The following is a 21,452-nucleotide window of genomic DNA, read 5'->3' on the forward strand; positions in this document are numbered from 1 at the left end:
GCCTGACGATGGACACCGTCATCAAGGCCTTCGGGCTGGTCTTCCAATTCGACGTGATGATCGCGATCGTTGCCTCCGCCTTCTACGGGCTGACGGTCGGCGCGCTGCCCGGCCTGTCCGCGACGATGGCGACGGCGCTGCTGGTGCCGGTCACCTTCTATCTCTCGCCGATCGCCGCGATCGCGACGATCATCACGGCATCGGCGATGGCGATCTTCTCCGGCGACATTCCGGGCTGCCTCCTGCGCATCCCCGGCACGCCGGCCTCGGCCGCCTATACCGACGAGGCCTATGCGATGACGCGCAAGGGCCAGGCGGAGACGGCGCTCGGCATCTGCCTGTGGTTCTCGGCACTGGGCGGCATCGCCGGCACGCTCTCGCTGATGCTGATCGCGCCGCTGCTGGCCGATGTCGCGCTCTCCTTCTCGACCTATGAGAATTTCTGGCTCGCCATGCTCGGCCTGATGTGTTCGACGCTGGTGGCGCGGTCCTCGCCGATCAAGGCGATCGCGGCGATGCTGCTCGGCCTGCTGATCACCTGCATCGGCATCGACAATCCCGGCGGCGTGCCGCGCTTCACCTTCGGCTCGACCGACCTGCTCGGCGGCATCGAGCCGATCCCGGCGCTGGTCGGCGTCTTCGCGCTGGCCGAGGTGATGCGCGCGCTGACCGAGCGCGAACCGCCCAAGATCGAAAACCGGCGCCTGGGCTCCATTCTCAAGGGGCAGTGGAAGCTCACCAAGGAATACCCCAAGCAGCAGACGCGCGGGAATATCGTCGGCATCATCATCGGCGTGCTGCCGGGCGCCGGCGCCGACATGGCGGCCTGGGTCAGCTATGCGATGGCCAAGCGCTTCTCGAAGACGCCCGAGAAGTTCGGCACCGGCCATCCCGAAGGGCTGATCGAGGCCGGCGCCTCCAACAACGCCTCGCTTGCCTCGGGCTGGGTGCCGGCGCTGCTCTTCGGCATTCCCGGCGATACCATCACCGCCATCGCCATCGGCGTGCTCTACATGAAGGGGCTGAACCCCGGGCCGACGCTGTTCACCCAGCAGGCCGAGAGCATGTACGCGCTCTACATCATCTTCATCCTCGGCAACATCATCATGATCCCGTTCGGCATCGTCATGATCCGGCTGGCGAGCAAGGTCGTCGGCGCGCCGCGCTCGGCGGTGATGCCGGTGATCATGATCTTCTGCGCGGTCGGCGCCTTCGCCACGGCCGGCAACAACCTGTTCGCGGTCTGGTGCGTCGCCCTCTTCGGCATCATCGGCTTCGTGATGGAGAAGAACGGCTATCCGGTCGCGGCGATGGTGCTCGGCATCGTCATGGGGACGATGGTGGAGCAGAGCTTCGTCACCTCGCTGATCAAGTCGGACGGTTCGATCCTGCCCTTCTTCGAGCGGCCGGTCTCGTCCGTGCTCGCGGCGATGACGGTTGCGGCGCTGCTCTGGCCGGTCTTCTCCTGGACGCGCGACTGGCTGAGGGGGCGGAGAGCCGTGGCGGCCTGACGGGCCGTCACGACTTCTTCAGGAACGCCGCAAATGCCGCCATGGCCTCGGCCGAGCGCAGGCGCTCGCCGAAATGATGCGCCTCCGTCGCGATGGTTTCGGCCACCGCAGCAGCAGAGCCGCGCTTCAGCAGCATCTTGGTCAGGGCGACCGATTGCGGCGGCAGTGCCGCCAGCGCCTTCGCCTTGGCGAGCCCATGCTCCAGCGCCGTGCCCTCCGGTACCACGGCATTGACGAGCCCAGCCCCGGCGGCGGTCCCCGCGTCGAAGGCCTCGCCCAGCATCAGCAGTTCCGCCGCCTTCTTCGAGCCCGCGACCAGCGGCAGGAGATAGCTCGACCCGCCCTCGGGCGAGAGGCCGAGCGCGACGAAGGGCAGGCGGAAGCTCGCACCGCTGCCTGCGAAGGCGAGATCGCAATGCAGCAGCATCGTCGTGCCGATGCCGACAGCAAAACCCTCGACGGCGGCGACGATGGGCTTCTTCGCCGTCGAGATCGCGTCGAGGAAGTCGATGGCGACGCGCGGGCCTTCGCCGGCTGCGGCCGCCGCGGCGAAATCCTTGATGTCGTTGCCGCTGGTGAAGCAGCCGCCGGCGCCGGTCAGCAGGATGGCGCGGACCGCGTCATCCGCCTCGGCCGTGGCGATGGCCGCGATCAGCCCGGCATAGCTGGCGCGGTCGAGCGCGTTCTTCCGGTCGGGCCGGTTCATGGTGACCTGCACGACGCCCGCCGCGACGATCTCGCTCAACACGCTTTCGCTCATCTCGGTCCGCCTTCCGGGGAATGTCCTGCCGGGATGGCATGCGCTTTCCCGGCCGGTCAAGCGAGGCGGGCTTCGCCTTTCGTCACGGATCGCCCGCCCTTCGCACCGGTGCCGTCGTCAAGCGGGAAGCGGAGCCTGCGCGATTGCGCGCGGCGTACAAGCTCCTATCCTGCCGGACACGCCGATAGGGGAGAGACGCTTGGCATCCGGTCTGTTTGCATTGCTCGACGATGTCGCCGGCATCGCCAAGGTCGCGGCGTCGTCCGTCGACGACATCGTGGCGCAGGCGGGCAAGGCGGGGGCCAAGGCGGCGGGCGTCGTCATCGACGATGCGGCGGTGACGCCGCGCTATGCCGTCGGTTTCGCGGCCTCGCGCGAATTGCCGATCATCTGGCGCATCGCGCTGGGCTCGCTACGCAACAAGCTTCTCTTCCTGTTGCCCGGCGCGCTCATCCTGGCCGTGGTCGCGCCCTGGGCGATCACGCCGCTGCTGATGGCCGGCGGCGCCTATCTCTGCTTCGAGGGGGCGGAGAAGCTGCTGGAGCTGGTGCTGCCGCATGGATCGCAGGATAGCGCGAAGGCGGGGGAGGCGGCGGCCGGCGATCCCACGGCCCTCGAACGGCAGAAGATCGCGGGCGCGATCAAGACCGATTTCATCCTCTCGGCCGAGATCATGGCGATCACGCTCGCGGGTGTGTCGGACCAGTCCTTCTGGATGAAGGCGGCCGTGCTCGCCATCGTCGGCATCGGCATCACCGCCGCCGTCTATGGCGTCGTCGCCCTGATCGTGAAGGCAGACGATGTCGGCGTGGCGCTCGCCGCCAATGCGCGCCCCGCCGCCAGCTTGCTGGGGCTGAGGCGGCTGGAACCCGGCGAGGCCAACTGGCCCGATCGCGCTTTGCGTTGGCTGACGCGGCCGCTCGGCCGCGGCCTCGTCGTCGGCATGCCCCATTTCCTCGGCCTGCTCGGCGCGGTCGGCACGGCGGCGATGCTCTGGGTCGGCGGCGGCATCATCATCCACGGGCTGGAAGGCTACGGGCTCGGCGCGCTCGGCCACTCCATCCACGATCTCTCGGTCGCGACCGGGAAAGCCCTTCCGGCCGGGTTGAGCGGAGCGGGCGAATGGCTGGTGGGCGCGGTGCTCGCGGCGGCCTTCGGCCTCGTCGTCGGCGGCATCGCCATCGTCGCGATGCATTGGGTGGTGAGCCCGATCTTCAAGCTGTTCCGCAAGGACGAGCGCAAGGCGTCACTCGGCGGCTAGGCTTTCCCCGTTCAATCCAGCCAGGTGGTGAAGCTCTCGACCGGCTCACGCTCGGGCACCAGGCGGTTGGCCGGGGCGTCGGGGTCGGCCTTGCCGATGGCAATGCCGCAGACCACGACCTCGTCCTCAGGGATAGCGAGCTCGCGCCGCACGACCGGGTGGAACTGGGCGAAGATCGCCTGCGGGCAGGAATCGAGGCCGTGCCCCTGCGCGGCGATCAGCAGATTCTGCACGAACATGCCGAGATCGAGCCAGGAGCCGATCTCCAGATCGCGGTCGATCGTGACCATCAGCGCGACTGGCGCGTCGAAGAAGCGCAGATTCGCCGCCGTCTGGCGCTTCATGCCCTCGATGTCGCCCTTCGCGACGCCGAGCAGGCCGTAGAGATCCCAGCCGACCTTGCGGCGGCGCGAGAGATAGGGCTCGCGGAAGCGCTCGGGATAATAGCGGTATTCCTCGGTGCCGGGGCGCTCGCCGGCCTCGAGCGCGGCGAGCAAGGCGGTTTCGAGCCGCGTCCGCGCCTGCGGGCCGATCACGCGGAGCTTCCAGGGCTGCATATTGGTGCCGGAGGGCGCCTGCGCCGCCAGATCGATCAGCCGGCGCAGCAAGGCGGGATCGACGGGGTCGGGCCGGAAGGCCCGGACGGCGCGGCGCGCGCGGATCGCACGTTCGACAGCTTCGGCGGGCGTCATGGAAAGGTCGATCTCCTGCGGTCCTGTGTGTTCGGCAGCTTGCGGCGCAGTCTCGAATCGGTCGCGGCGCGGGTCTGCGTGGTTATCCTATAGGCGGATGAGGCGGGCGGCATCGGCCGGCCCGCAGGGAGGAACGAGCATGATGGCCGCAGCAAGGTTGGTGGTCGCGTTGCTGGCGGCGGCGGCCATGGGTTCACCCGCCGTCGCCGGCCCGGTCGAGACGATCGTGCTCGTCCGGCATGGCGAGAAGCCGTCCGGCGGCTTCGGCCGGCTCGATTGCCAGGGCCTCAACCGGGCGCAGGCCTTGCCTGGCGTGATCCTGGGCGCTTTCGGCAAGCCCGATGCGCTGTTCGCGCCCGATCCCGGCCATCTCAAGAAGGATGACGGCGTCAAATATCCCTATCGGCGTCCGCTCCAGACGCTCGAGCCGCTGTCGCGGCAGCTCGGCCTGCCCATCCAGACGCCCTATGGCTACAAGCAGACCGGGCGGCTGGCGCAGGCGCTCGATGCGCCCGACTATCGCGGCGCGACCGTGGTCGTCGCCTGGGAGCACAAGCGCCTCGTCGATCTCGCGCGGCGGCTCATGACCGAGCATGGCGGGGATGCCGATGCGGTGCCGCGCTGGCATGGCAGCGATTTCGACGGCATCTATGTCGTCCGCATCGCGCGCGATGGCGAGACGGCGCGCGCAAGCTTCGAGCAGCGCCGGCAGGGGCTGGACGGGCAGTCCCGGAACTGCCCGCCCTGAGGGTCAGCCGCCCTTGCGCGTCTCCAGGAAGGCGGCGTGCTCTTTCAGGAGATCGCCGCTGAGCGCCTTGGCGATCAGCGCCCGGGTGTTGGGCAGGCCGTAGATCGCCGCGAAGGAGCCGAAGCGCGGGCCCTGATCCTCGCCGAACATCACCTGGTAGATCGCCTTCCACCAGTCGCCGGACACGCCCGGTCGTTCCGGCGTCGCGTTCTTGGCGGCGAGGTTCTGGTAGCGCGGGATGGCGCGGGCGACGTCCAGCGCGGTGTCCTGCACCATCTCGGGCGTCGGATCGGCCGGCAGGGCGGCCAGCGCCGCGTCGAGCTTGGTGAAGGCGTCGCGCTCGACCTCGTCGGCCGGGCGGTAGCTCTTCGCCGGCTTCACGAAATCACGGAAATAGGCGATCGCGTAGCCGACCAGCGCGTCGAGGCGCGGATGGGTCTGCGGCGACATGCCCGGCGCATAGCGCTGGAGGAAGCCCCAGAGCACGCCCTTGTCCTCGGAATTTGCGACGGCGACGAGGTTCATCAGCAGGCCGAAGGTGACCTGCGTCCGGACCGCGTTGTCGCCTTCGCCCGAGGCGATGACCTCCGGCGCCGGCGGGTTGCCGGCATGGATGTGCCAGACCGGGTTGCCGAGCCGGTTCTTCCAGTCTTGCCGCTCATAGCCGTTGAGGAACTGCAGATACTCGTCGATGGCGCGCGGGATGACGTCGAAATGCAGCTTCTTGGCCTCGCGCGGGCGCTGGAACATATAGAGCGCCAGGCTTTCCGGCGGGCCATAGGTCAGCCAGTCCTCGATGGTCAGGCCGTTGCCCTTCGACTTCGAGATCTTCTGGCCGAGATCGTCGAGGAAGAGCTCGTAGTTGAAGCCTTCCGGCGGCGTGCCGTCGAGCGCGCGGGCGATCTGCGAGGAGACCTTGACCGAGTCGATCAAATCCTTCCCGGCCATCTCGTAGTCGACGCCGAGCGCGACCCAGCGCATCGCCCAATCCGGCTTCCATTGCAGCTTGACGTTGCCACCAGTGACCGGGGTGACGAAGCGCTCTTGGGTCTGCGGGTCGGTCCAGGCGATGGTGCCGGCCTCGACATCGACCTCGTCGATCGGCACCTGCATGACGACGCGCGTCTTCGGGTGGATCGGCAGGAAGGGCGAATAGGTGGCGGCCCGCTCCTCGCGCAAAGTCGGCAGCATGATCTTCATCACCGCATCGTAGCGGGCGAGCATCTTGAGCAGCGTCGCATCGAACTCGCCGGCGCGGTAGGAGTCGGTCGAGGACTTGAACTCGTAGTCGAAGCCGAAACTGTCGAGGAAGGCGCGCAGGCGCGCATTGTTGTGGCGGCCGAAACTCTCATGCGTGCCGAAGGGGTCCGGCACCTCGGTCAGCGGCTTGCCGAGATTGTTGGCGAGCAGCTCCTTGTTCGGCACGTTGTCCGGCACCTTGCGCAGCCCGTCCAGATCGTCCGAGAAGGCGATGAGGCGGGTCGGAATCGTGTTGCCGGTGAGCACGCGGAAGGCGTGGCGGACCATCGAGGTGCGTGCGACCTCGCCGAAGGTGCCGATATGCGGCAGGCCCGAGGGGCCGTAGCCGGTCTCGAAGATCACCGTTTTCTTGCCCGATTTCTCGATGCGGGCCACCAGTTTGCGCGCCTCCTCGAACGGCCAGGCGGCCGAACGCTGGGCGGCGTCAACAAGGGCTGCGTCGAAGGCGGGCATGGGGGCTGGTGTCCTCTCCGTGTCTGTCCAGAAAGCGATATCGCTTATCGGCGGACCACGGGCTTTGGCAGATCGAAAAGGGGTGCGTCAATGCGCGAAACGCACAGCGGCGGCATTCGGATGATCCTTTGCCGTGCTCCCCTGCCAGTATAGCTTGACGACCTCGCTGTGGCTGAAGCCGCAGCCCTCATCCTGAGGAGGTCGCGAATGCGGCCGTCTCGAAGGATGTTCCAGGGTGCTCTGGAACATCCTTCGAGACGCGCTCCTTTGGAGCACTCCTCAGGATGAGGGCTGCGGAACGCATTTGCGAGGCTATCGATTTTGAAAGGAACCCCGCCTTGGACCGCGACCTGCTCGACAAGCTGACCGCCTGGCGACGCCATCTCCACGCCCATCCGGAGCTCGGCCGTCACGAGAAGGCGACGAGCGCCTTCGTGCAGGAGAAGCTGACCGAGCTCGGCGTGCCCTTTACCGCCGGCATCGGCGGCCATGGCGTGGTGGCGACGCTGAAGCGCGGCGCCTCCGAGCGCAGCGTCGGCCTGCGCGCCGACATGGACGCGCTGCCGATCCAGGAGGCCAGCGACCTGCCCTACAAATCCGGCACGCCCAACGTGATGCATGCCTGCGGCCATGACGGCCACACCACCGCGCTGCTCGGCGCCGCGGCGCTGCTCAAGGGCGACGAGGGCTGGAGCGGCACGGTGCAGTTCGTCTTCCAGCCGGCGGAGGAGGGGGCGGGCGGCGCCCAGGCGATGCTCGCCGACGGCGTGCTGGAGCGCTTCCCGATGGAGCGCGTCTTCGCGCTGCATAACTGGCCGGGGCTGGAAGCCGGCACCGTCGCGGTGCATCGCGGGCCGGTGATGTCGGAGCCCGGACGCTTCAAGATCACGCTGACCGGCAAGGCGGGTCATGCGGCGCTCCCCGAGCAGACGCATGACCCGATCGTCGCGATGGGCCATCTCATTGTCGCGCTGCAGACGATCGTGTCGCGCAATGTCGATCCGATGGAGTCCGCCGTGGTTTCGATCGGGCAGGTGCATGGCGGGCTCGCCTCCAACCAGATCCCGACCAGCGTGTTCATCGAGGGCACTTTCCGCACCTTCGTGCCGGCGGTCAGGAACCGCCTGCTGGCGCGGCTCAAGGGCATCGCTGAGAACATCGCCGCGACCTTCGAGATGACGGCCGCGGTCGAGACGACGCATGGCAGCGCCACGATCAACACGGCTCCCGAGGAGGAGATGGCCGTCGCCGCCGGCGAGGCCGCGGGGCTCGCCGTCCGGCGCGACCTGAAGGCCAGCACCACCGGTGAGGATTTCGCCTATTTCCTGGAACGCCGCCCCGGCTGCTACATCTGGATGGGCAATGGCCCGGCCGTGAATGGCGGCGACCTGCACAATGACCGCTACGACTTCAACGACGCGATCCTGCCGGCAGCGTCCGGCTGGCTCGCGGCTGTGGCGAAGCAGGCGCTGGCCAGCAACGCGCCCTGAGCTTCGCCAAGGCAGGCAACGTCTTCGAAGGCGAGGCGCCGGCGCCTCGCCTTCCGAACCGGAGGAACCGAAGCAGGCTGTCAGGGACAGAATCGGCAAGCTGGGTTTCGCTCTGCGAGTTCCCGGCATAAGCAGGTCTTTTCTCTCTTCATGCCGATGTCTTTATTATAATGATCGCTAGAATCCGATCGAATTCAAAATATACAACCACAGCTTGAGTCTTTTCCGTTTTTGTACAATCGTTGATCTCGATACGATTGTTTGGGCGGGGGGAAAGATGTCCTGGCTGTCTTCGATCTTTCACCAGTCTCCTGAAATCGCACTCTTTCTTTCGCTGGCTGTCGGCTACTGGGTCGGCAAGTTCCAGTTCGGGAAGTTCCAGCTCGGCGGCGTCGCCGGCTCGCTGCTCGCCGCGGTGCTGGTCAGCCAGGTCGGCGTCACCATCGACAACGGCATCAAATCGGTGCTGTTCGCGCTGTTCATTTACGCGGTGGGTTTCGAGAGCGGGCCGCAATTCTTCCGTTCGCTCGGGCGCCAGTCGATCCGCGAGATCGTGATGGCGGCGGTGCTGGCGGTCAGCGGGCTTGCGACCGTGGTGGTGCTGGCGCGGATGTTCGGGCTCGACAAGGGCCTGGCGGCCGGCATCGCGGCCGGCGGGCTGACGCAGTCGGCGATCATCGGCACGGCGAGCGCCGCGATCGGCAAGCTCGGGCTCGCGGCCGACGAGGTGCAGCGCCTGCAGGGCAATGTCGCCGTCGGCTATGCCGTGACCTATATCTTCGGCTCCTTCGGCGCGATCATCGTCTGCGTCAACATCCTGCCCTGGCTGATGGGGCGCAGCATCCGCGACGATGCGATCAAGGCGGAAGCCGCGCTGCTTGCCGGCATCCGCGTCTACGGGCCGGGCGAGCAGCCGGCGGCGCCCGATCTGGTCGGGCGGCTCTACAAGGTCGAGAAGGTCGCCGGGCGAACCGTCGCGGAGGTCGAGGCGCTGGCGCAGGGCGATGCGATCAGCATCGAGCGGATCAAGCGCGGCGGGGCCGTGGTCGGCGTCGAGCCCTCGCTGAAGCTGGCTGCCGGCGACATCATCCTCGTCGTCGGGCGGCGTGCGGGCGTCGTCGGCGTCGCCGCGCAGATCGGCCCGGAGCTGCAATCCTCGGAAGGCATGGATCTGGTCGTGCAGGTCCGGGACGTCGCCATCGCCAATCGCGACTTCATCGGCAAGAGCGTCCAACAGATCAGGGATGCCACCGCGGCCAACCTGCGCCACGGCATCTATGTCACCGGGTTGCAGCGCGCCGGCAAACCGTTGCCGCTGGAGCCCGACACGGTGATCGAGCCGGGCGATGTCGTGCAACTCTACGGCACGGCGGAAGACGTGCAGCGCGTCGCCAAGGTCGTCGGCACGGTGATCGTCGCCAGCGACAAAACCGATTTCGTCTTCCATGGGCTCGGGCTGGTGGTCGGCCTGCTCATCGGCCTCATCGTCGTGCGCATCGGCTCGATTCCGCTGACGCTTGGCAGCGGCGGCGGCGCGCTGCTCTCCGGCCTGCTGTTCGGCTGGTATCGCAGCCGCAACCTCGCCATCGGCAACATGCCGACGGCGGCATCGACCCTGCTGCGCGATCTCGGCCTCGCCGGCTTCGTCGCAGTGGTCGGCCTGCAATCCGGCCAGCAGGCGGTCAGCACCATCATCCAGCAGGGGCTGTCGATCTTCCTGATCGGTGTGGTCGTGACCATCCTGCCGATGATCATCACCATGCTCGTGGGCCGCTACATCCTGCGCTACGACAATACAGCGATCTTCGCCGGCGCGCTCTCGGGCTCGCGCAGCGCCAATCCCGCCTTCGGCGAGGTGCTCGACAAGGCCGGCAATTCCATCCCGACCACGCCCTTCGCGATTACCTATGCGCTCGCGAATGTCTTCCTGACCCTGCTCGGCCCGCTTGTCGTGGCCTTCGCCTGAACGAAACGAGGAGACGCAAGATGGCCGCCGATTACAGCCAGTATGCCAAGCTCAGCCCGTTCGAGCTCAAGGACGAATTGATCAAGCTGGCTTCGGGCCGGGAGAACCGGCTGATGCTCAATGCCGGCCGCGGCAACCCCAATTTCCTCGCGACCTTGCCGCGCCGGGCCTTCTTCCGGCTCGGCCTGTTCGCCGCCAACGAATCCGAGCTGTCCTTCTCCTACATGCCGAACAATGTCGGCGGCCTGCCGCAGATCGCCGGGATCGAGGGGCGCTTCGAGCGCTTCATCGCCGATAACCGCGACCAGCCCGGCGTCGTCTTCCTCGGCCGGGCGCTGAGCTATGTGCGCGACCAGCTCGGTCTCTCGGCCGCGGCCTTCCTGCACGAGATGGTCGAAGGCATCCTGGGCTGCAATTATCCGGTGCCGCCACGGATGCTCCGGGTCAGCGAGGAGATCGTCAAGCACTACATCGTCAAGGAGATGGTCGGCGGCTTCATCCCGCCTGGCAATGTCGATCTCTTCGCGGTCGAGGGCGGCACCGCCGCCATGACCTATATCTTCAACACGCTGAAGCAGAACGGCCTCGTCAAGAAGGGCGACAAGGTCGCGATCGGCATGCCGGTCTTTACGCCCTATATCGAGATCCCCGAGCTCGACGAATACGGGCTGGTCGAGGTCGCGATCAACGCCGATCCGAAGAAGGAGTGGCAATATCCGGATTCCGAGCTGGAGAAGCTCAAGGACCCGGCGATCAAGATCTTCTTCTGCATCAATCCGAGCAACCCGCCCTCGGTGAAGATGGATGATCGCAGCCTGGAGAAGGTCGCCGCGATCGTGCGCGAGCACAGGCCGGACCTGTTCATCCTGACCGACGACGTCTACGGCACCTTCGCCGACGATTTCCGCTCGCTCTTCGCGCTCTGCCCGCAGAACACGATGCTGGTCTATTCCTTCTCGAAATATTTCGGCGCGACGGGCTGGCGTCTCGGCGTGGTCGCGACGCATCGGAACTCGATCTTCGACAAGGCTTTGGCAGCCCTGCCGGAGGCGGCCAAGGCCGCGCTCGACCGACGCTATGGCTCGCTCCTGCCGGATGTGCGCTCGCTCAGCTTCATCGACCGGCTCGTCGCCGACAGCCGTACCGTCGCGCTGAACCACACCGCCGGCCTCTCGACGCCGCAGCAGGTGCAGATGGTGCTGTTCTCGCTCTTCGCCCTGATGGACGAGGCCGATGGCTACAAGGCGGAGCTGAAGAAGTTGATCCGCCGGCGCGAGGCGGCGCTCTATCGCGAGCTCGGCGTCGCGCAGGAGAGCGATCCCAACGCGGTCGACTACTACACGCTGCTCGATCTCGAGGCGATCGCGCGCGACCTCTACGGCAACGATTTCGCGGCCTGGGTGAAAGACAACGTCAATCCCGACGAGCTGCTGTTCCGCATCGCCGACGAGACCGGCATCGTGCTGCTGCCCGGCCGCGGCTTCGGCACCCAGCAGCCGGCCGGTCGCGCCTCGCTCGCCAATCTCAACGAGTTCGAATACGCCAATATCGGGCGGTCCTTGCGCGGCATGGCCGAGGAGTTCCACGCGCTCTACGAGAAGGGCGGCGGCGGCAAGCGGTCCGGCAGGGGCAAGGCCAAGGCGAAAGACGCCGCCGATGCCGACAAGGTCTCCGCCAAGGGCAAGGGCGGTCAGAAGGGGCTGACCGGGAAGAAGCGCAAATAGAGGCGGCTGTAGGTCCCGTCGTCCCAGAGGCTCTGGAGTGCGTAGTCGATGGCGCGTTGCAGGGCCGGGTCGTCCTTGCGCAGCAGGAAGGCCACGCCCTCGCCGAAATAGCGGCTCTCGAGATAGGGCCCGCCCGAGAAGGCAAGCTCGCCGCCGCTGGCGGAAATCAGCAGCGCCAGCGCCGGGCCGTCACCGAAGACATATTCGGCGTCGCCGCTGCGCAGCGCCGCGACGGCGGCGTTCAGGCCGCTGGTCTCGCGGCGCTGCACGAAGGGCATCAGCCTTTCGAGGAAGGCCTGATGGGCCGTGCCGGAAACGACGGCGACGCGCCGTCCCTGCAGGCTTTCGCCGTCGAGCTCGGCCCGGACATTACCGCGCGTCGTGACGAAGCGGGCGGGCGCGCGGAAATAGAGATGGCTCGCGGCGAAGCGCTCGCGGATTGCGGGTGTCAGGTTCATCGCCGCCGCCAGCACGTCGCCACGGCCCTCGCCCAGCGAATCCAGCAAGGTGTCGAAGCGGCGCGGCTGGATGGTGCAGGTCCAGCCGAGCTTGTCGCAGACGGCGCGGGCGAGCTCGACCGAGAAGCCGGTCAGCGCCCCGTCCGGCCCGGCGAAATGGAAGGGCGGATAGTCGTCATCGGTCAGGAAGCGCACGACGCGCGGCGGGCCGGGCTCGGGCCGGTCGAGCCTGATGCGCGGATCCCAGAAATTGGGGATGGCGATGCGCGGCTGGTCCTGCGCCGCGGCAGTCGCGGTGGCGAGGAGTGCGAAGGCAAAGGCGGCGAGCGCGCGAAGCATTGCCGCGCATCTGGCGCCGGATGGCGGCGGGGATCAAGGGCCCGCCGTCATGCTCGGGCCTGACCCGAGCATCTCTTGCCGGATGTTGGTGCGGGAGTCTTCTCGTTACGAGATTCTCGGGTCGAAGCTGCGCCTCGCCCGAGAATGGCCTCGCCCGAGAATGACGGTGAGGCTCAACCCAGGCTCGCCGCCGTCGCCTTCGCGCCCTTGTCGAAGAGCGCAGCGAGATGCGCGGTCACCGGTTTCCTAAACCGTTGCTCGCCCGGCAGGTCGCTGCCGAAGATCGCCTCGATGCCGAGCAGGCTCGCGCTCAACGCCTCGGCGTTGCGGCCCGCGACATCGGCCCGGCGCTTGAACTCCGCCGCCAGCGGGTCGCGGACGTCGATGGCGCCGCCCTTCTCGTCCATGCCGGTGACGTAACGCATCCAGGCGGCGACGCCCAAAGCGAGGTGGTCGATTCCGGCGCCCGCCTTCAGCCGCTCGCGGATGGTGCCGAGCAGGCGCTGCGGCAGCTTCTGCGAGCCGTCCATGGCGATCTGCCAGGTGCGATGGCGGATCGCCGGGTTCTGGAAGCGGGTAAGCAGGGCCTTCGCGTAATCCGCCAGTACGACGCCCTGCGGTGCCGGCACGGTCGGGATGATCTCGCTCCAGAGCCCCTGCAGGAAGCGGGCGAGGACGGGATCGCCGCTGGCCTCGGCCACCGTCTCATGGCCGGCGAGATAGCCGAGATAGGCGAGCGAGGAATGCGCGCCGTTCAGCATCCTGAGCTTCATGAACTCGAAGGGCGCGACTTCCGTCACCATCTGGGCGCCGACTTCATGCCAGTCTGGGCGGCCGGCGGCGAAAACGTCCTCGATCGCCCATTGCCGGAAGGGTTCGCCGATGACGGGCGCGGCATCGTCCAGGCCGGTCTGCTTGGCGACCTCGGCGATGTCGGCCTCGGTCGTCGCCGGCACGATGCGGTCGACCATCGTCGCCGGGAAGGCGCCGTTGGCCTCGATCCAGGCAGCGAGCCTGTCGTCGGTGAGCGCGGCGAAGTCGCGGACGAGGCCGCGCAGGACATGGCCGTTCGAGGGGAGGTTGTCGCAGCAGAGCGCGGTGAAGGGGCCAAGGCCTTCCGCCCGGCGCACGCGCAGGCCGGCAACCAGGATGCCGATGGCGGAGCGCGGCGCGTCCGGGTTTTCGAGATCGTGGACGATATCGGGATGGTCGGCTCTGAGCTTGCCGGTCGCCGGATCGTGGCAATAACCCTTTTCGGTGACGGTCAGCGAGACGATGCGGGTCTCGGGCGAGGCGAGCTTCGCGACGAGGGCGGCCGGGCTTTCCGGCGCGACGAGCACATCCAGCACCGAGCCGATGACGCGCAGCTCCGGCCCCGTGGGGGCAAGCTTTAGCAGGGTGTAGAGCCCGTCCTGCGGCTTCAGCCGGTCGCGCTGGTCGGGGCGCTGGAGGCTGGCGCCGGTGATGCCCCAGGCTCCGAAGCGGCTCTCCAGCGCGTCCTCGGTGTACTCAGCGAGATGGCCGCGGGCGAAGGCGCCGAGGCCGAGATGGACGATGCCGGGCCTGAGGGCGGCGCGGTCATAGGCCGGGCGGCGGACGCCCGCCGCGAGCTGGCCGAGAGTGGCGTTGGAAAGGCGGGTCACAGCTTGTAGGCCTCCTTGGCGAGGCGATAGGCGAGGTCATGCGCCACTTCGGCCGCCTCGTCCTCCTCCAGCCGGTGCTCGGCGACGAGTTTCGCGAGATAGGCGCAATCGACCCGCCGCGCGAGGTCGTGGCGGGCGGGGATCGAGAGATAGGCGCGGGTGTCGTCGTTGAAGCCGACGGTGTTGTAGAAGCCGGCCGTCTCGGTCGTCAGCTCGCGGAAGCGCAGCATCGCCTCCGGCGCATCGAGGAACCACCAGCCCGGTCCGAGCTTCAGCGCCGGGTAATGCCCGGCGAGCGGGGCAAGCTCGCGCGAATAGCTGGTTTCGTCGAGGGTGAAGGCGATCACGGTGAGGTTGCGCTCGTTGCCGACGGCGTCGAGCAGCGGCTTCAGCGCCTCGACATAGTTGGTCGCGGTCGGGATATCGCAGCCCATGTCACGGCCGAAATGCTCGAACAGCGCAGCGTTGTGGTTGCGCCAGGAGCCGGGATGGATCTGCAGGACGAGCCCGTCGTCCAGGCTCATCTTGGCCATCTCGGTCAGCATCTGGCCGCGGAACAGGTCGGCGTCCTTGGCCGAGACCTTGCCCTTCAGGATCTTGGCGTAGAGCTTCTCGGCCTCGGCATCGGAGAGATTGGCGGTGCGCGCCGTGGCGTGGCCGTGATCGGAGGAGGTGGCGCCGCGCTCTTTGAAATAGGCGCGCCGCTGGCGATGGGCGGCGAGATAGCCGGTCCAGGAGCCGATATCCTCGCCCGTCAGTTCGCCGAGCTTTTCGAGGTTCTCGGCAAAGCCCTCGAATTCCGGATCGACGACGCTGTCGGGCCGATAGGCGGTGACGACCTTGCCGCCCCAGCCGGAGTCGCGGACCATGTCATGCCATTTCAGGTCGTCGAGCGCGCCTTCGGTCGTGCTGATCGCCTCGATGTTGAAGCGCTCGAACAAAGCGCGCGGACGCAGTTCCGGCTCTTCCAGCTTGGCGGCGATCTTGTCGTAGATCCGGTCGGCATTTTCCGACGTCAGGCGCTCGTTGACGCCGAAGATGGTCGAGGCCGCGTGCTCGAACCAGAGTCTGGTCGGTGTGCCCCGGAAGAGATGCCAATGGTCTGCGAAGATCTGCCAGATCTTGCGCGGGTCGGTCTCGACCGGAGCGCCGTCCTTGCGCGGAATGCCGAGCTGTTCGAGCTGCACGCCCTGGGAATAGAGCATGCGGAAGATGTAGTGGTCGGGCTTGACGAAGAGCGTCGCCGGATCGGGAAAGGGGTTGTTCTCGGCGTACCAGCGCGGATCGGTATGGCCGTGCGGGGAGATGATCGGCAGGTCGCGGATCGCTGCGAAGAGCCGTCGCGCGATGCCGCGCGTCACCGGATCGGCGGGAAAGAGGCGATCATCGTGCAGCAACATGGGGTATCTCCCTAGTGTTTGGCCGATCTCTAGAACTGCGCGCAGCAGGGGTCAATCGCGTGGTATACTAGTGCGCCAGAGACGCTTGTTTGTAAGCATCCGAAGTGGCGGGGTTGGGCTTGCAAGCGCTGCCGGACCCACGCCATCTTGCCCGCCGCAACCGGAGCGATGACGATGACGACGCGGCGTGAACTTCTGGCAGGGGCCGGTCTGGCGGCTGTCGCGACCCAGATGCCGGCAATCGCTTTCGCCCAGGCGAAGGATGCCGTCACCATCGGCATGACGCTGGAGCCGCCGACGCTCGACCCGACCTCCGGCGCCGCGCAGGCGATCCGCGAGGTGACGCTGCAGAACATCTTCGAGGGGCTGGTCAGGATGGACCGGACCGGCAAGATCCAGCCCTGCCTCGCCGAGAGCTGGGAGATCGCGCCCGACAACGTCACCTATCGTTTCACGCTCAGGAGCGGCGCGACCTTCCATGACGGCACGCCCTTCACCTCCGCGGAGGTGAAATTCTCCTTCGAGCGGGCCGTGGCGCCGGATTCGACCAATGCGCAGCGCCAGCTCTTCACGCCGATCGCGGAGATCGCGACGCCCGACCCCGCGACCGTCGTCATCAAGCTCAAGCAGCCGACGGCGAGCTTCCTCTACGGGCTGAGCTGGGGCGATGCCGTGATCGTCGCGCCGGCGACGGCGGCGAACAACAAGACCGCCCCGATCGGGACCGGCCCGTTCAAGTTCGGGCGCTGGAACCGGGGCGACCGGCTCGAACTCACCCGCTTCGACGGCTATTGGGGGCAGAAGCCGTCATTGGCGAAGGCGACCTTCCGCTTCATGTCCGATCCACAGGCGCAGGTCGCGGCGCTGCGGGCCGGCGATGTCGACGCCAACACCAATCTCTCGGCGCCCGAGGCGGTGCCGCAGCTCCAGGCCGATCCCAGGCTCAAGGTCACCATCGGCAAGACCGAGGGCGAGACGGTGCTCGCCACCAACAACGCCAAGCCGCCCTTCGACAATCTTAGGGTGCGGCAGGCCATCGCCCATGCGCTCGACCGCAAGACCATCGCGCTCGGCGTCTACGGCTTCGACGTCACCCCGATCGGCAGCCATTTCTCGCCGCTGCACCCGGCCTATATCGACCTGACCGGCACCTACCCTTACGACCCCGAGAAGGCGAAGGCGCTGCTCAAGGAGGCGGGTTTCCCCAACGGCTTCTCCTGCACGCTGAAGCTGCCGCCCCCTTCCTATGCGCGCCGGGCCGGCGAGATCGTCGCGGCGCTGCTGGGGCAGGTCGGGATCAACGCTTCCATCGAGCCGCTCGAATTCCCGCAATGGCTGGAGCGCGTCTTCCGCAACAAGGATTACGACCTCAGCATCATCGCCCATACCGAGCCGCTCGACATCGATATCTATGCGCGCGACGACTACTACTTCCAGTACCGGAACCCCGCCTTCAAGGCGCTGATCGCCAGGATCGCGGGGACGCTGGACGAGGGCGAGCGCAACGAGCTCTACAAGCAGGCGCAGCGCATGCTGGCCGAGGACGCGGTCAACGGCTTCCTGTTCATCCTGCCGAAGATCACCGTCGCCAAGGCCGAACTGGAGGGCATGTGGACCGACTGGCCATTGCCGGTGACGCCGCTGGCGGAGCTGCGCTGGCGTTGAACGCGGCTCCGCCCGGGATCTTCTCGTGATCGGCTACATCCTGCGCCGCCTTGTCGTGCTGGTGCTGACGCTGATGGCGGCGGCGCTGGTGATCTTCCTCGTGCTGGAGGTGCTGCCGGGCGATCCGGCGGCGGTGACGCTCGGCCTCAACGCCTCGCCCGAGGCGCTGGCGGCGCTCCACGCCGAGCTGGGCCTCGACAAGCCGGCGCCGCTGCGCTTCCTCCTCTGGCTCGGCGGGCTCGCCACCGGCGATCTCGGCCTGAGCTATACCTATCGTGTGCCGGTGGCGCAGCTCATCATGGAGCGGATGGCGGTGACGCTGCCGCTCGCCGTGCTCGCGATCGCGCTTGCCGTCCTGATCGGCATGCCGCTCGGCGTGCTCGCCGCCTCGCGCCATGGCAGGCTGGCCGATGCCGGCGTCATGGCCTTCGCGCAGGCGGGGCTCGCGATTCCGAATTTCTGGTTTGGGCTCTTGTTGGTGCTCGTCTTCGCGGTCGGGCTCGGCTGGCTGCCGGCGGGCGGCTTTCCGGGCTGGCAGGCGGGGCTGGCCACCTCGCTGAAGTCGCTGGCCATGCCGGCGCTGGCGCTCGCCCTGCCGCAGGCGGCGATCATCGCGCGGGTGACGCGCTCGGCCATGCTCGACACGCTGCAGGAGGATTTCGTCCGCACCGCCCGCGCCAAGGGGCTGAGCGAGGGCACGACGATGCGCCGGCACGCGCTGCGTAACGCGCTGATCCCGGTGGTGACGATCCTCGGCCTGCAATTCTCCGTGCTGATCGCCGGCGCCATCATCATCGAGAACGTCTTCGCCTTGCCGGGGCTGGGGCGGCTGGTCTTCCAGGCCATCGCCCAGCACGATTTGATCGTGGTCAAGGACCTCGTCATGCTCTTCGCCGGCCTCGCCATCATCATCAATTTCGCCGTGGAACTGCTCTACGGGCTGATCGATCCGCGGCTGAGGCAGGCATGAGCGCGACGGTCGTCAAGGCGCCCGATGGCAAAAGGCGCTGGTGGCTCGGGCCTTCCTTCGTGATCGGGGCGGCATTGAGCCTTGCCGTGGTGGCGCTGGCGCTGGTTTCCTATGTCTGGACGCCGCATCCGCCGACGCAGATGGCGATCCTGAAGCGGCTGCAAGGACCCTCGGCGGCGAACTGGTTCGGCACCGACCCGTTCGGCCGTGACGTCTTCTCGATGATCATGGTCGGCGCGCGCAACTCGCTGGCGGTGGGGCTGGGCGCGGTCGGCATCGGCATGGTGCTGGGGACGGTGCTGGGGCTGGTCGCGGCGGTGAGGCGCGACGGCGTCCTCGACAACGTCATCATGAGGACCGCTGATTTCACCCACGCCTTCCCGGCCGTACTCACCGCGATCATGATGACCGCCATCGCCGGGCCCGGCATGCTCAATGCCGTCGTCGCGATCGGCGTGCTGAACCTGCCCTATTTCGCAAGGCTGGCACGAGGCGCGGCGCTGCAGGTCTGGGCGCAGGATTTCATCCAGGCGGCGCGGGCCAACGGGCTGAACAACCGCCAGATCACGCTGCATCATATCCTGCCGAACATCGCCGGCATTCTGGTGGTGCAGGCGACGATCCAGTTCGCGTTGGCCGTGCTGGCGGAGGCGGGTCTGTCCTATCTTGGCCTGGGCACGCAGCCGCCCAACCCCTCCTGGGGGCGGATGCTCAACGAAGCCCAGACCTTCATGGCGGCGCAGCCCTGGCTTGCGATCTTTCCGGGTGCCGCGATCGCGCTGACCGTGCTGGGATTCAATCTGCTCGGCGACGGTCTGCGCGACGCGATCGATCCGCGCCTGCGCCGCAGCCGGTGAGGGTTGAAGGGAATGAGGATGCTTCGATGACCGACCTTGCCGATCTGAGCGCGGCCGAGCTGCTGTCCGCCTATCGCGGCCGCTCGCTCTCGCCGGTCGAGGTGACGGAGGCCGTCATCGCCCGCATCGCCGCCTGGGAGCCGAAGCTCGACGCGCTCTGGGCCTATGATTCCGACGCGGCGCGGGCGCAGGCAAAAGCCTCGGAGGCGCGCTGGCTGAAGGGCGAGGCGCTGGCGCTCGACGGTGTGCCCGGCACGATCAAGGAGAATATCCGCACCAAGGGCGTGGCCGTGCCGCTGGGCACGGCCGCGAACGATCTCGCTCCTTCCGCCGACGATGCGCCCCCGGCGGCAAGGCTGCGCGAGGCCGGCTGCGTCATCCTCGGCAAGACGACGATGCCGGATTACGGCATGCTCTCCTCCGGGCTGTCGAGCTTCCACAGGCTCGCACGCAATCCATGGGACGTGACGAAGAATCCCGGCGGCTCCTCCGCCGGGGCCGGTGCGGCCGGGGCCGCGGGCTACGGCCCCTTGCATGTCGGCACCGATATCGGCGGCTCGATCCGCCTGCCGGCGGGCTGGTGCGGGCTGGTGGGGTTCAAGCCGAGCTTCGGGCGCGTGCCGATCGACCCGACCTATTACGGCCGCGTCGCCGGGCCGATGACGCGCACGGTTGAGGATGCCGCGCTGACGATGCGGGAACTCTCGAAGCCCGATGCGCGCGACGGCATGAGCCTGCCGCCGCAGGACATCGACTGGCTGGCGCTGGACATCGATCTGAAGGGGCTGCGCATCGGCCTCCAGCGCGATGCCGGCATCGGGCTCCCCGTCGAGCCCGAGACGAAGGCTGCGATCGAGGCGGCGGCGAAAGCCTTTGCCGATGCCGGGGCCATCGTCGAGCCGGTCGGGCCTCACATCACCCGCGCGATGCTCGACGGGCTCGACGATTTCTGGCGCCAGCGCGCCTGGGCCGATATCGGCGCCCTGCCGGCGGAGAAGCAGGCCAAGGTCCTGCCCTACATCTTCCAGTGGGCGAAGGGCGGGCAGAACCTGCCGGGCGAGCGGGTCTATCGCGGCATGAGCCAGATGATGGCGATGCGCGACGCCGCGCTGAAGGCGATCTTGCCTTACGATTTCATCCTCTCGCCGGTGTCGCCGGTGCCGAGCTATCCGGCGGAATGGGCCTCGCCCATTAACGACCCCGCCAAGCCCTTCGAGCATATCTGCTTCACGGTGGCGGCGAACATGTCGGACCAGCCGGCGGTCTCGGTTCATGCCGGGACGACGAAGGCCGGGCTGCCGATCGGCCTGCAGATCACCGGCAGGCGCTTCGACGATCTCGGCGTGCTCAGGATGGCGCGGGCCTGGGAAGAGATGCGCGGCCCGATCATCTGGCCGCGCGCACCCTCGGCCTGACGCTTTCATCGAACAGGAGAGAAGCCATGGATCTGCAACTCAAGGGCAAGCGCGCGCTGGTGACCGGTGGCAGCAAGGGCATCGGGCGCGCCATCGCGCGGCAGCTCGCGCTCGAGGGCGCCGATGTCGTCATCGCCGCGCGCAACCGGGACGAGCTGGCCGAGGCCGCCTCGGCGCTCGCGGCCGAGAGCGGGCGCAAGGTGGTTGGCCATACCGTCGATACCCAGCACGACGACTCGGTGAAGGCGCTCGTCACCCATGCCGTCGAGGTGCTCGGCGGGCTCGATATCCTCGTGAACGCGGCGGGCAAGCCGGGCGGGCAGGCGCCGCCGCCGAAGCTCGCCGAGATCACCGACGCGCTGTTCTGGGACGACGTCAACGTCAAGGTGATGGGCTATCTGCGCATGGCGCGCGAGGCCGCGCCGCATATGGCGGCGAATGGCTGGGGCCGGATCATCAATATCAGCGGTCTCGCGGCGCGCTCGACCGGCTCCACCATCGGCTCGATGCGCAATGTCGCGGTCGCGGCGATGACCAAGAACCTCGCCGACGAGCTCGGCCCGCAAGGCATCAACGTCACCGTCGTCCATCCCGGCGTGACGCGGACCGAGCGCACGGCCTGGCTGGTCGGGGCGCGGGCGCAGGTCAGCGGCAAGAGCGAGGCGGAGGTCGAGGCCGGCATGACCGCGAACGTCACCATCGGCCGGCTGGTCGATGCGGCGGAGGTCGCGGATATCGTCGCCTTCCTCGCCTCGCCGCGCAGCGTCGCGATCAATGGCGATGCCATCGCCTGCGGCGGCGGCATGCGGGGCGCCATTCACTACTGAGGCAGCCCCTTAC

The 21,452-nt window shown here is 67.8% G+C and carries 17 protein-coding genes; 11 read left to right on the forward strand and 6 right to left on the reverse strand.

Features of this window, described 5'->3' with window-relative positions:
* The first annotated feature begins 8 nt into the window (after positions 1-8).
* Positions 9-1,511 (forward strand): tripartite tricarboxylate transporter permease, encoded by a 1,503-nt coding sequence (locus GY40_RS13750; protein ID WP_038363116.1) that lies wholly within the window; start codon positions 9-11, stop codon positions 1,509-1,511.
* A gap of 7 nt (positions 1,512-1,518) precedes the next feature.
* Here GY40_RS13750 and GY40_RS13755 read toward each other — a convergent pair whose 3' ends face one another.
* A complete protein-coding gene (locus GY40_RS13755; protein ID WP_156115955.1) occupies positions 1,519-2,271 on the reverse strand; it encodes an enoyl-CoA hydratase-related protein in 753 nt (250 codons plus the stop codon).
* A gap of 199 nt (positions 2,272-2,470) precedes the next feature.
* Here GY40_RS13755 and GY40_RS13760 point away from each other — a divergent pair, with 199 nt between their 5' ends.
* Entirely contained in the window at positions 2,471-3,532 is a 1,062-nt protein-coding gene (locus GY40_RS13760) for a DUF808 domain-containing protein (protein ID WP_038363118.1), read from the forward strand.
* 11 nt (positions 3,533-3,543) lie between these two features.
* Here the strand turns inward: GY40_RS13760 and GY40_RS13765 are convergent, their stop codons facing one another.
* Positions 3,544-4,224, reverse strand: coding sequence for a nitroreductase (locus GY40_RS13765; RefSeq protein WP_038363120.1), 681 nt, complete (start codon positions 4,222-4,224; stop codon positions 3,544-3,546).
* Positions 4,225-4,363: 139 nt separating this feature from the next.
* On the opposite strand from GY40_RS13765, the gene GY40_RS13770 reads away from it, so the two are divergent.
* Positions 4,364-4,972 (forward strand): histidine phosphatase family protein, encoded by a 609-nt coding sequence (locus tag GY40_RS13770; protein WP_038363123.1) that lies wholly within the window; start codon positions 4,364-4,366, stop codon positions 4,970-4,972.
* Positions 4,973-4,975: 3 nt separating this feature from the next.
* Here GY40_RS13770 and GY40_RS13775 read toward each other — a convergent pair whose 3' ends face one another.
* Positions 4,976-6,685, reverse strand: a complete 1,710-nt coding sequence (locus GY40_RS13775; RefSeq protein WP_038363125.1) for a lysine--tRNA ligase — start codon at positions 6,683-6,685, stop codon at positions 4,976-4,978.
* A 338-nt stretch (positions 6,686-7,023) separates the two neighbouring features.
* Here GY40_RS13775 and GY40_RS13780 point away from each other — a divergent pair, with 338 nt between their 5' ends.
* The 3 genes from GY40_RS13780 to GY40_RS13790 all read left to right on the forward strand — a co-directional run bounded on the left by GY40_RS13780 (position 7,024) and on the right by GY40_RS13790 (position 11,865).
* The gene (locus GY40_RS13780) at positions 7,024-8,175 is read left to right on the forward strand and encodes an amidohydrolase (protein WP_038363127.1); all 1,152 of its coding nucleotides are present in this window, start codon (positions 7,024-7,026) and stop codon (positions 8,173-8,175) included.
* Positions 8,176-8,452: 277 nt separating this feature from the next.
* Entirely contained in the window at positions 8,453-10,141 is a 1,689-nt protein-coding gene (gene aspT / locus GY40_RS13785; RefSeq protein ID WP_038363129.1) for an aspartate-alanine antiporter, read from the forward strand.
* A 20-nt stretch (positions 10,142-10,161) separates the two neighbouring features.
* Positions 10,162-11,865: a bifunctional aspartate transaminase/aspartate 4-decarboxylase gene (locus tag GY40_RS13790; RefSeq protein ID WP_081925382.1), complete on the forward strand. Its 1,704-nt coding sequence runs from the start codon at positions 10,162-10,164 to the stop codon at positions 11,863-11,865.
* Here GY40_RS13790 and GY40_RS13795 read toward each other — a convergent pair.
* From GY40_RS13795 to uxaC, 3 genes are all read right to left on the reverse strand, one after another.
* Complete coding sequence (locus GY40_RS13795; protein ID WP_038363131.1) at positions 11,832-12,662, reverse strand: transporter substrate-binding domain-containing protein; 831 nt, start codon at positions 12,660-12,662, stop codon at positions 11,832-11,834. The genes GY40_RS13790 and GY40_RS13795 overlap by 34 nt on opposite strands.
* Positions 12,663-12,835: 173 nt before the next feature.
* Positions 12,836-14,305, reverse strand: a complete 1,470-nt coding sequence (locus GY40_RS13800; protein WP_038363135.1) for a mannitol dehydrogenase family protein — start codon at positions 14,303-14,305, stop codon at positions 12,836-12,838.
* Positions 14,302-15,705, reverse strand: coding sequence for a glucuronate isomerase (gene uxaC, locus GY40_RS13805; protein ID WP_038363137.1), 1,404 nt, complete (start codon positions 15,703-15,705; stop codon positions 14,302-14,304). The genes GY40_RS13800 and uxaC overlap by 4 nt, the downstream gene beginning before the upstream one ends.
* 174 nt (positions 15,706-15,879) lie before the next feature.
* Here uxaC and GY40_RS13810 point away from each other — a divergent pair, with 174 nt between their 5' ends.
* Genes GY40_RS13810 through GY40_RS13830 form a run of 5 tightly spaced genes read left to right on the forward strand, consistent with a single transcriptional unit; the run spans position 15,880 to position 21,439 of the window.
* The gene (locus tag GY40_RS13810; protein WP_038364163.1) at positions 15,880-17,370 is read left to right on the forward strand and encodes an ABC transporter substrate-binding protein; all 1,491 of its coding nucleotides are present in this window, start codon (positions 15,880-15,882) and stop codon (positions 17,368-17,370) included.
* Between the two features lie 25 nt (positions 17,371-17,395).
* Positions 17,396-18,340: an ABC transporter permease gene (locus GY40_RS13815; protein WP_038363139.1), complete on the forward strand. Its 945-nt coding sequence runs from the start codon at positions 17,396-17,398 to the stop codon at positions 18,338-18,340.
* Positions 18,337-19,197 carry an ABC transporter permease gene (locus GY40_RS13820; protein WP_038363142.1) on the forward strand — a complete coding sequence of 287 codons (861 nt, stop codon included), beginning with the start codon at positions 18,337-18,339 and terminating at the stop codon, positions 19,195-19,197. The genes GY40_RS13815 and GY40_RS13820 overlap by 4 nt, the downstream gene beginning before the upstream one ends.
* A 26-nt stretch (positions 19,198-19,223) precedes the next feature.
* On the forward strand, positions 19,224-20,612 hold the full coding sequence (locus GY40_RS13825) for an amidase (protein ID WP_038363144.1): 1,389 nt from the start codon (positions 19,224-19,226) through the stop codon (positions 20,610-20,612).
* 26 nt (positions 20,613-20,638) lie between these two features.
* On the forward strand, positions 20,639-21,439 hold the full coding sequence (locus GY40_RS13830; RefSeq protein WP_038363146.1) for an SDR family NAD(P)-dependent oxidoreductase: 801 nt from the start codon (positions 20,639-20,641) through the stop codon (positions 21,437-21,439).
* Positions 21,440-21,452 lie beyond the last annotated feature (13 nt).

It is taken from the genome of Allobosea sp. UNC402CLCol (assembly GCF_000745475.1).
GTDB lineage: Bacteria > Pseudomonadota > Alphaproteobacteria > Rhizobiales > Beijerinckiaceae > Allobosea > Allobosea spartocytisi.

Bases quoted from the DNA above. Each gene is read 5' to 3' on its own strand.
- GY40_RS13750 (WP_038363116.1), top strand. From the start codon at position 9: ATGGACACCGTCATCAAGGCCTTCGGGCTGGTCTTCCAATTCGACGTG.
- GY40_RS13755 (WP_156115955.1), bottom strand. From the start codon at position 2,271: ATGAGCGAAAGCGTGTTGAGCGAGATCGTCGCGGCGGGCGTCGTGCAG.
- GY40_RS13765 (WP_038363120.1), bottom strand. From the start codon at position 4,224: ATGACGCCCGCCGAAGCTGTCGAACGTGCGATCCGCGCGCGCCGCGCC.
- GY40_RS13770 (WP_038363123.1), top strand. From the start codon at position 4,364: ATGATGGCCGCAGCAAGGTTGGTGGTCGCGTTGCTGGCGGCGGCGGCC.
- GY40_RS13775 (WP_038363125.1), bottom strand. From the start codon at position 6,685: ATGCCCGCCTTCGACGCAGCCCTTGTTGACGCCGCCCAGCGTTCGGCC.
- aspT (WP_038363129.1), top strand. From the start codon at position 8,453: ATGTCCTGGCTGTCTTCGATCTTTCACCAGTCTCCTGAAATCGCACTC.
- GY40_RS13790 (WP_081925382.1), top strand. From the start codon at position 10,162: ATGGCCGCCGATTACAGCCAGTATGCCAAGCTCAGCCCGTTCGAGCTC.
- GY40_RS13795 (WP_038363131.1), bottom strand. From the start codon at position 12,662: ATGCTTCGCGCGCTCGCCGCCTTTGCCTTCGCACTCCTCGCCACCGCG.
- uxaC (WP_038363137.1), bottom strand. From the start codon at position 15,705: ATGTTGCTGCACGATGATCGCCTCTTTCCCGCCGATCCGGTGACGCGC.
- GY40_RS13810 (WP_038364163.1), top strand. From the start codon at position 15,880: ATGACGACGCGGCGTGAACTTCTGGCAGGGGCCGGTCTGGCGGCTGTC.
- GY40_RS13820 (WP_038363142.1), top strand. From the start codon at position 18,337: ATGAGCGCGACGGTCGTCAAGGCGCCCGATGGCAAAAGGCGCTGGTGG.
- GY40_RS13825 (WP_038363144.1), top strand. From the start codon at position 19,224: ATGACCGACCTTGCCGATCTGAGCGCGGCCGAGCTGCTGTCCGCCTAT.
- GY40_RS13830 (WP_038363146.1), top strand. From the start codon at position 20,639: ATGGATCTGCAACTCAAGGGCAAGCGCGCGCTGGTGACCGGTGGCAGC.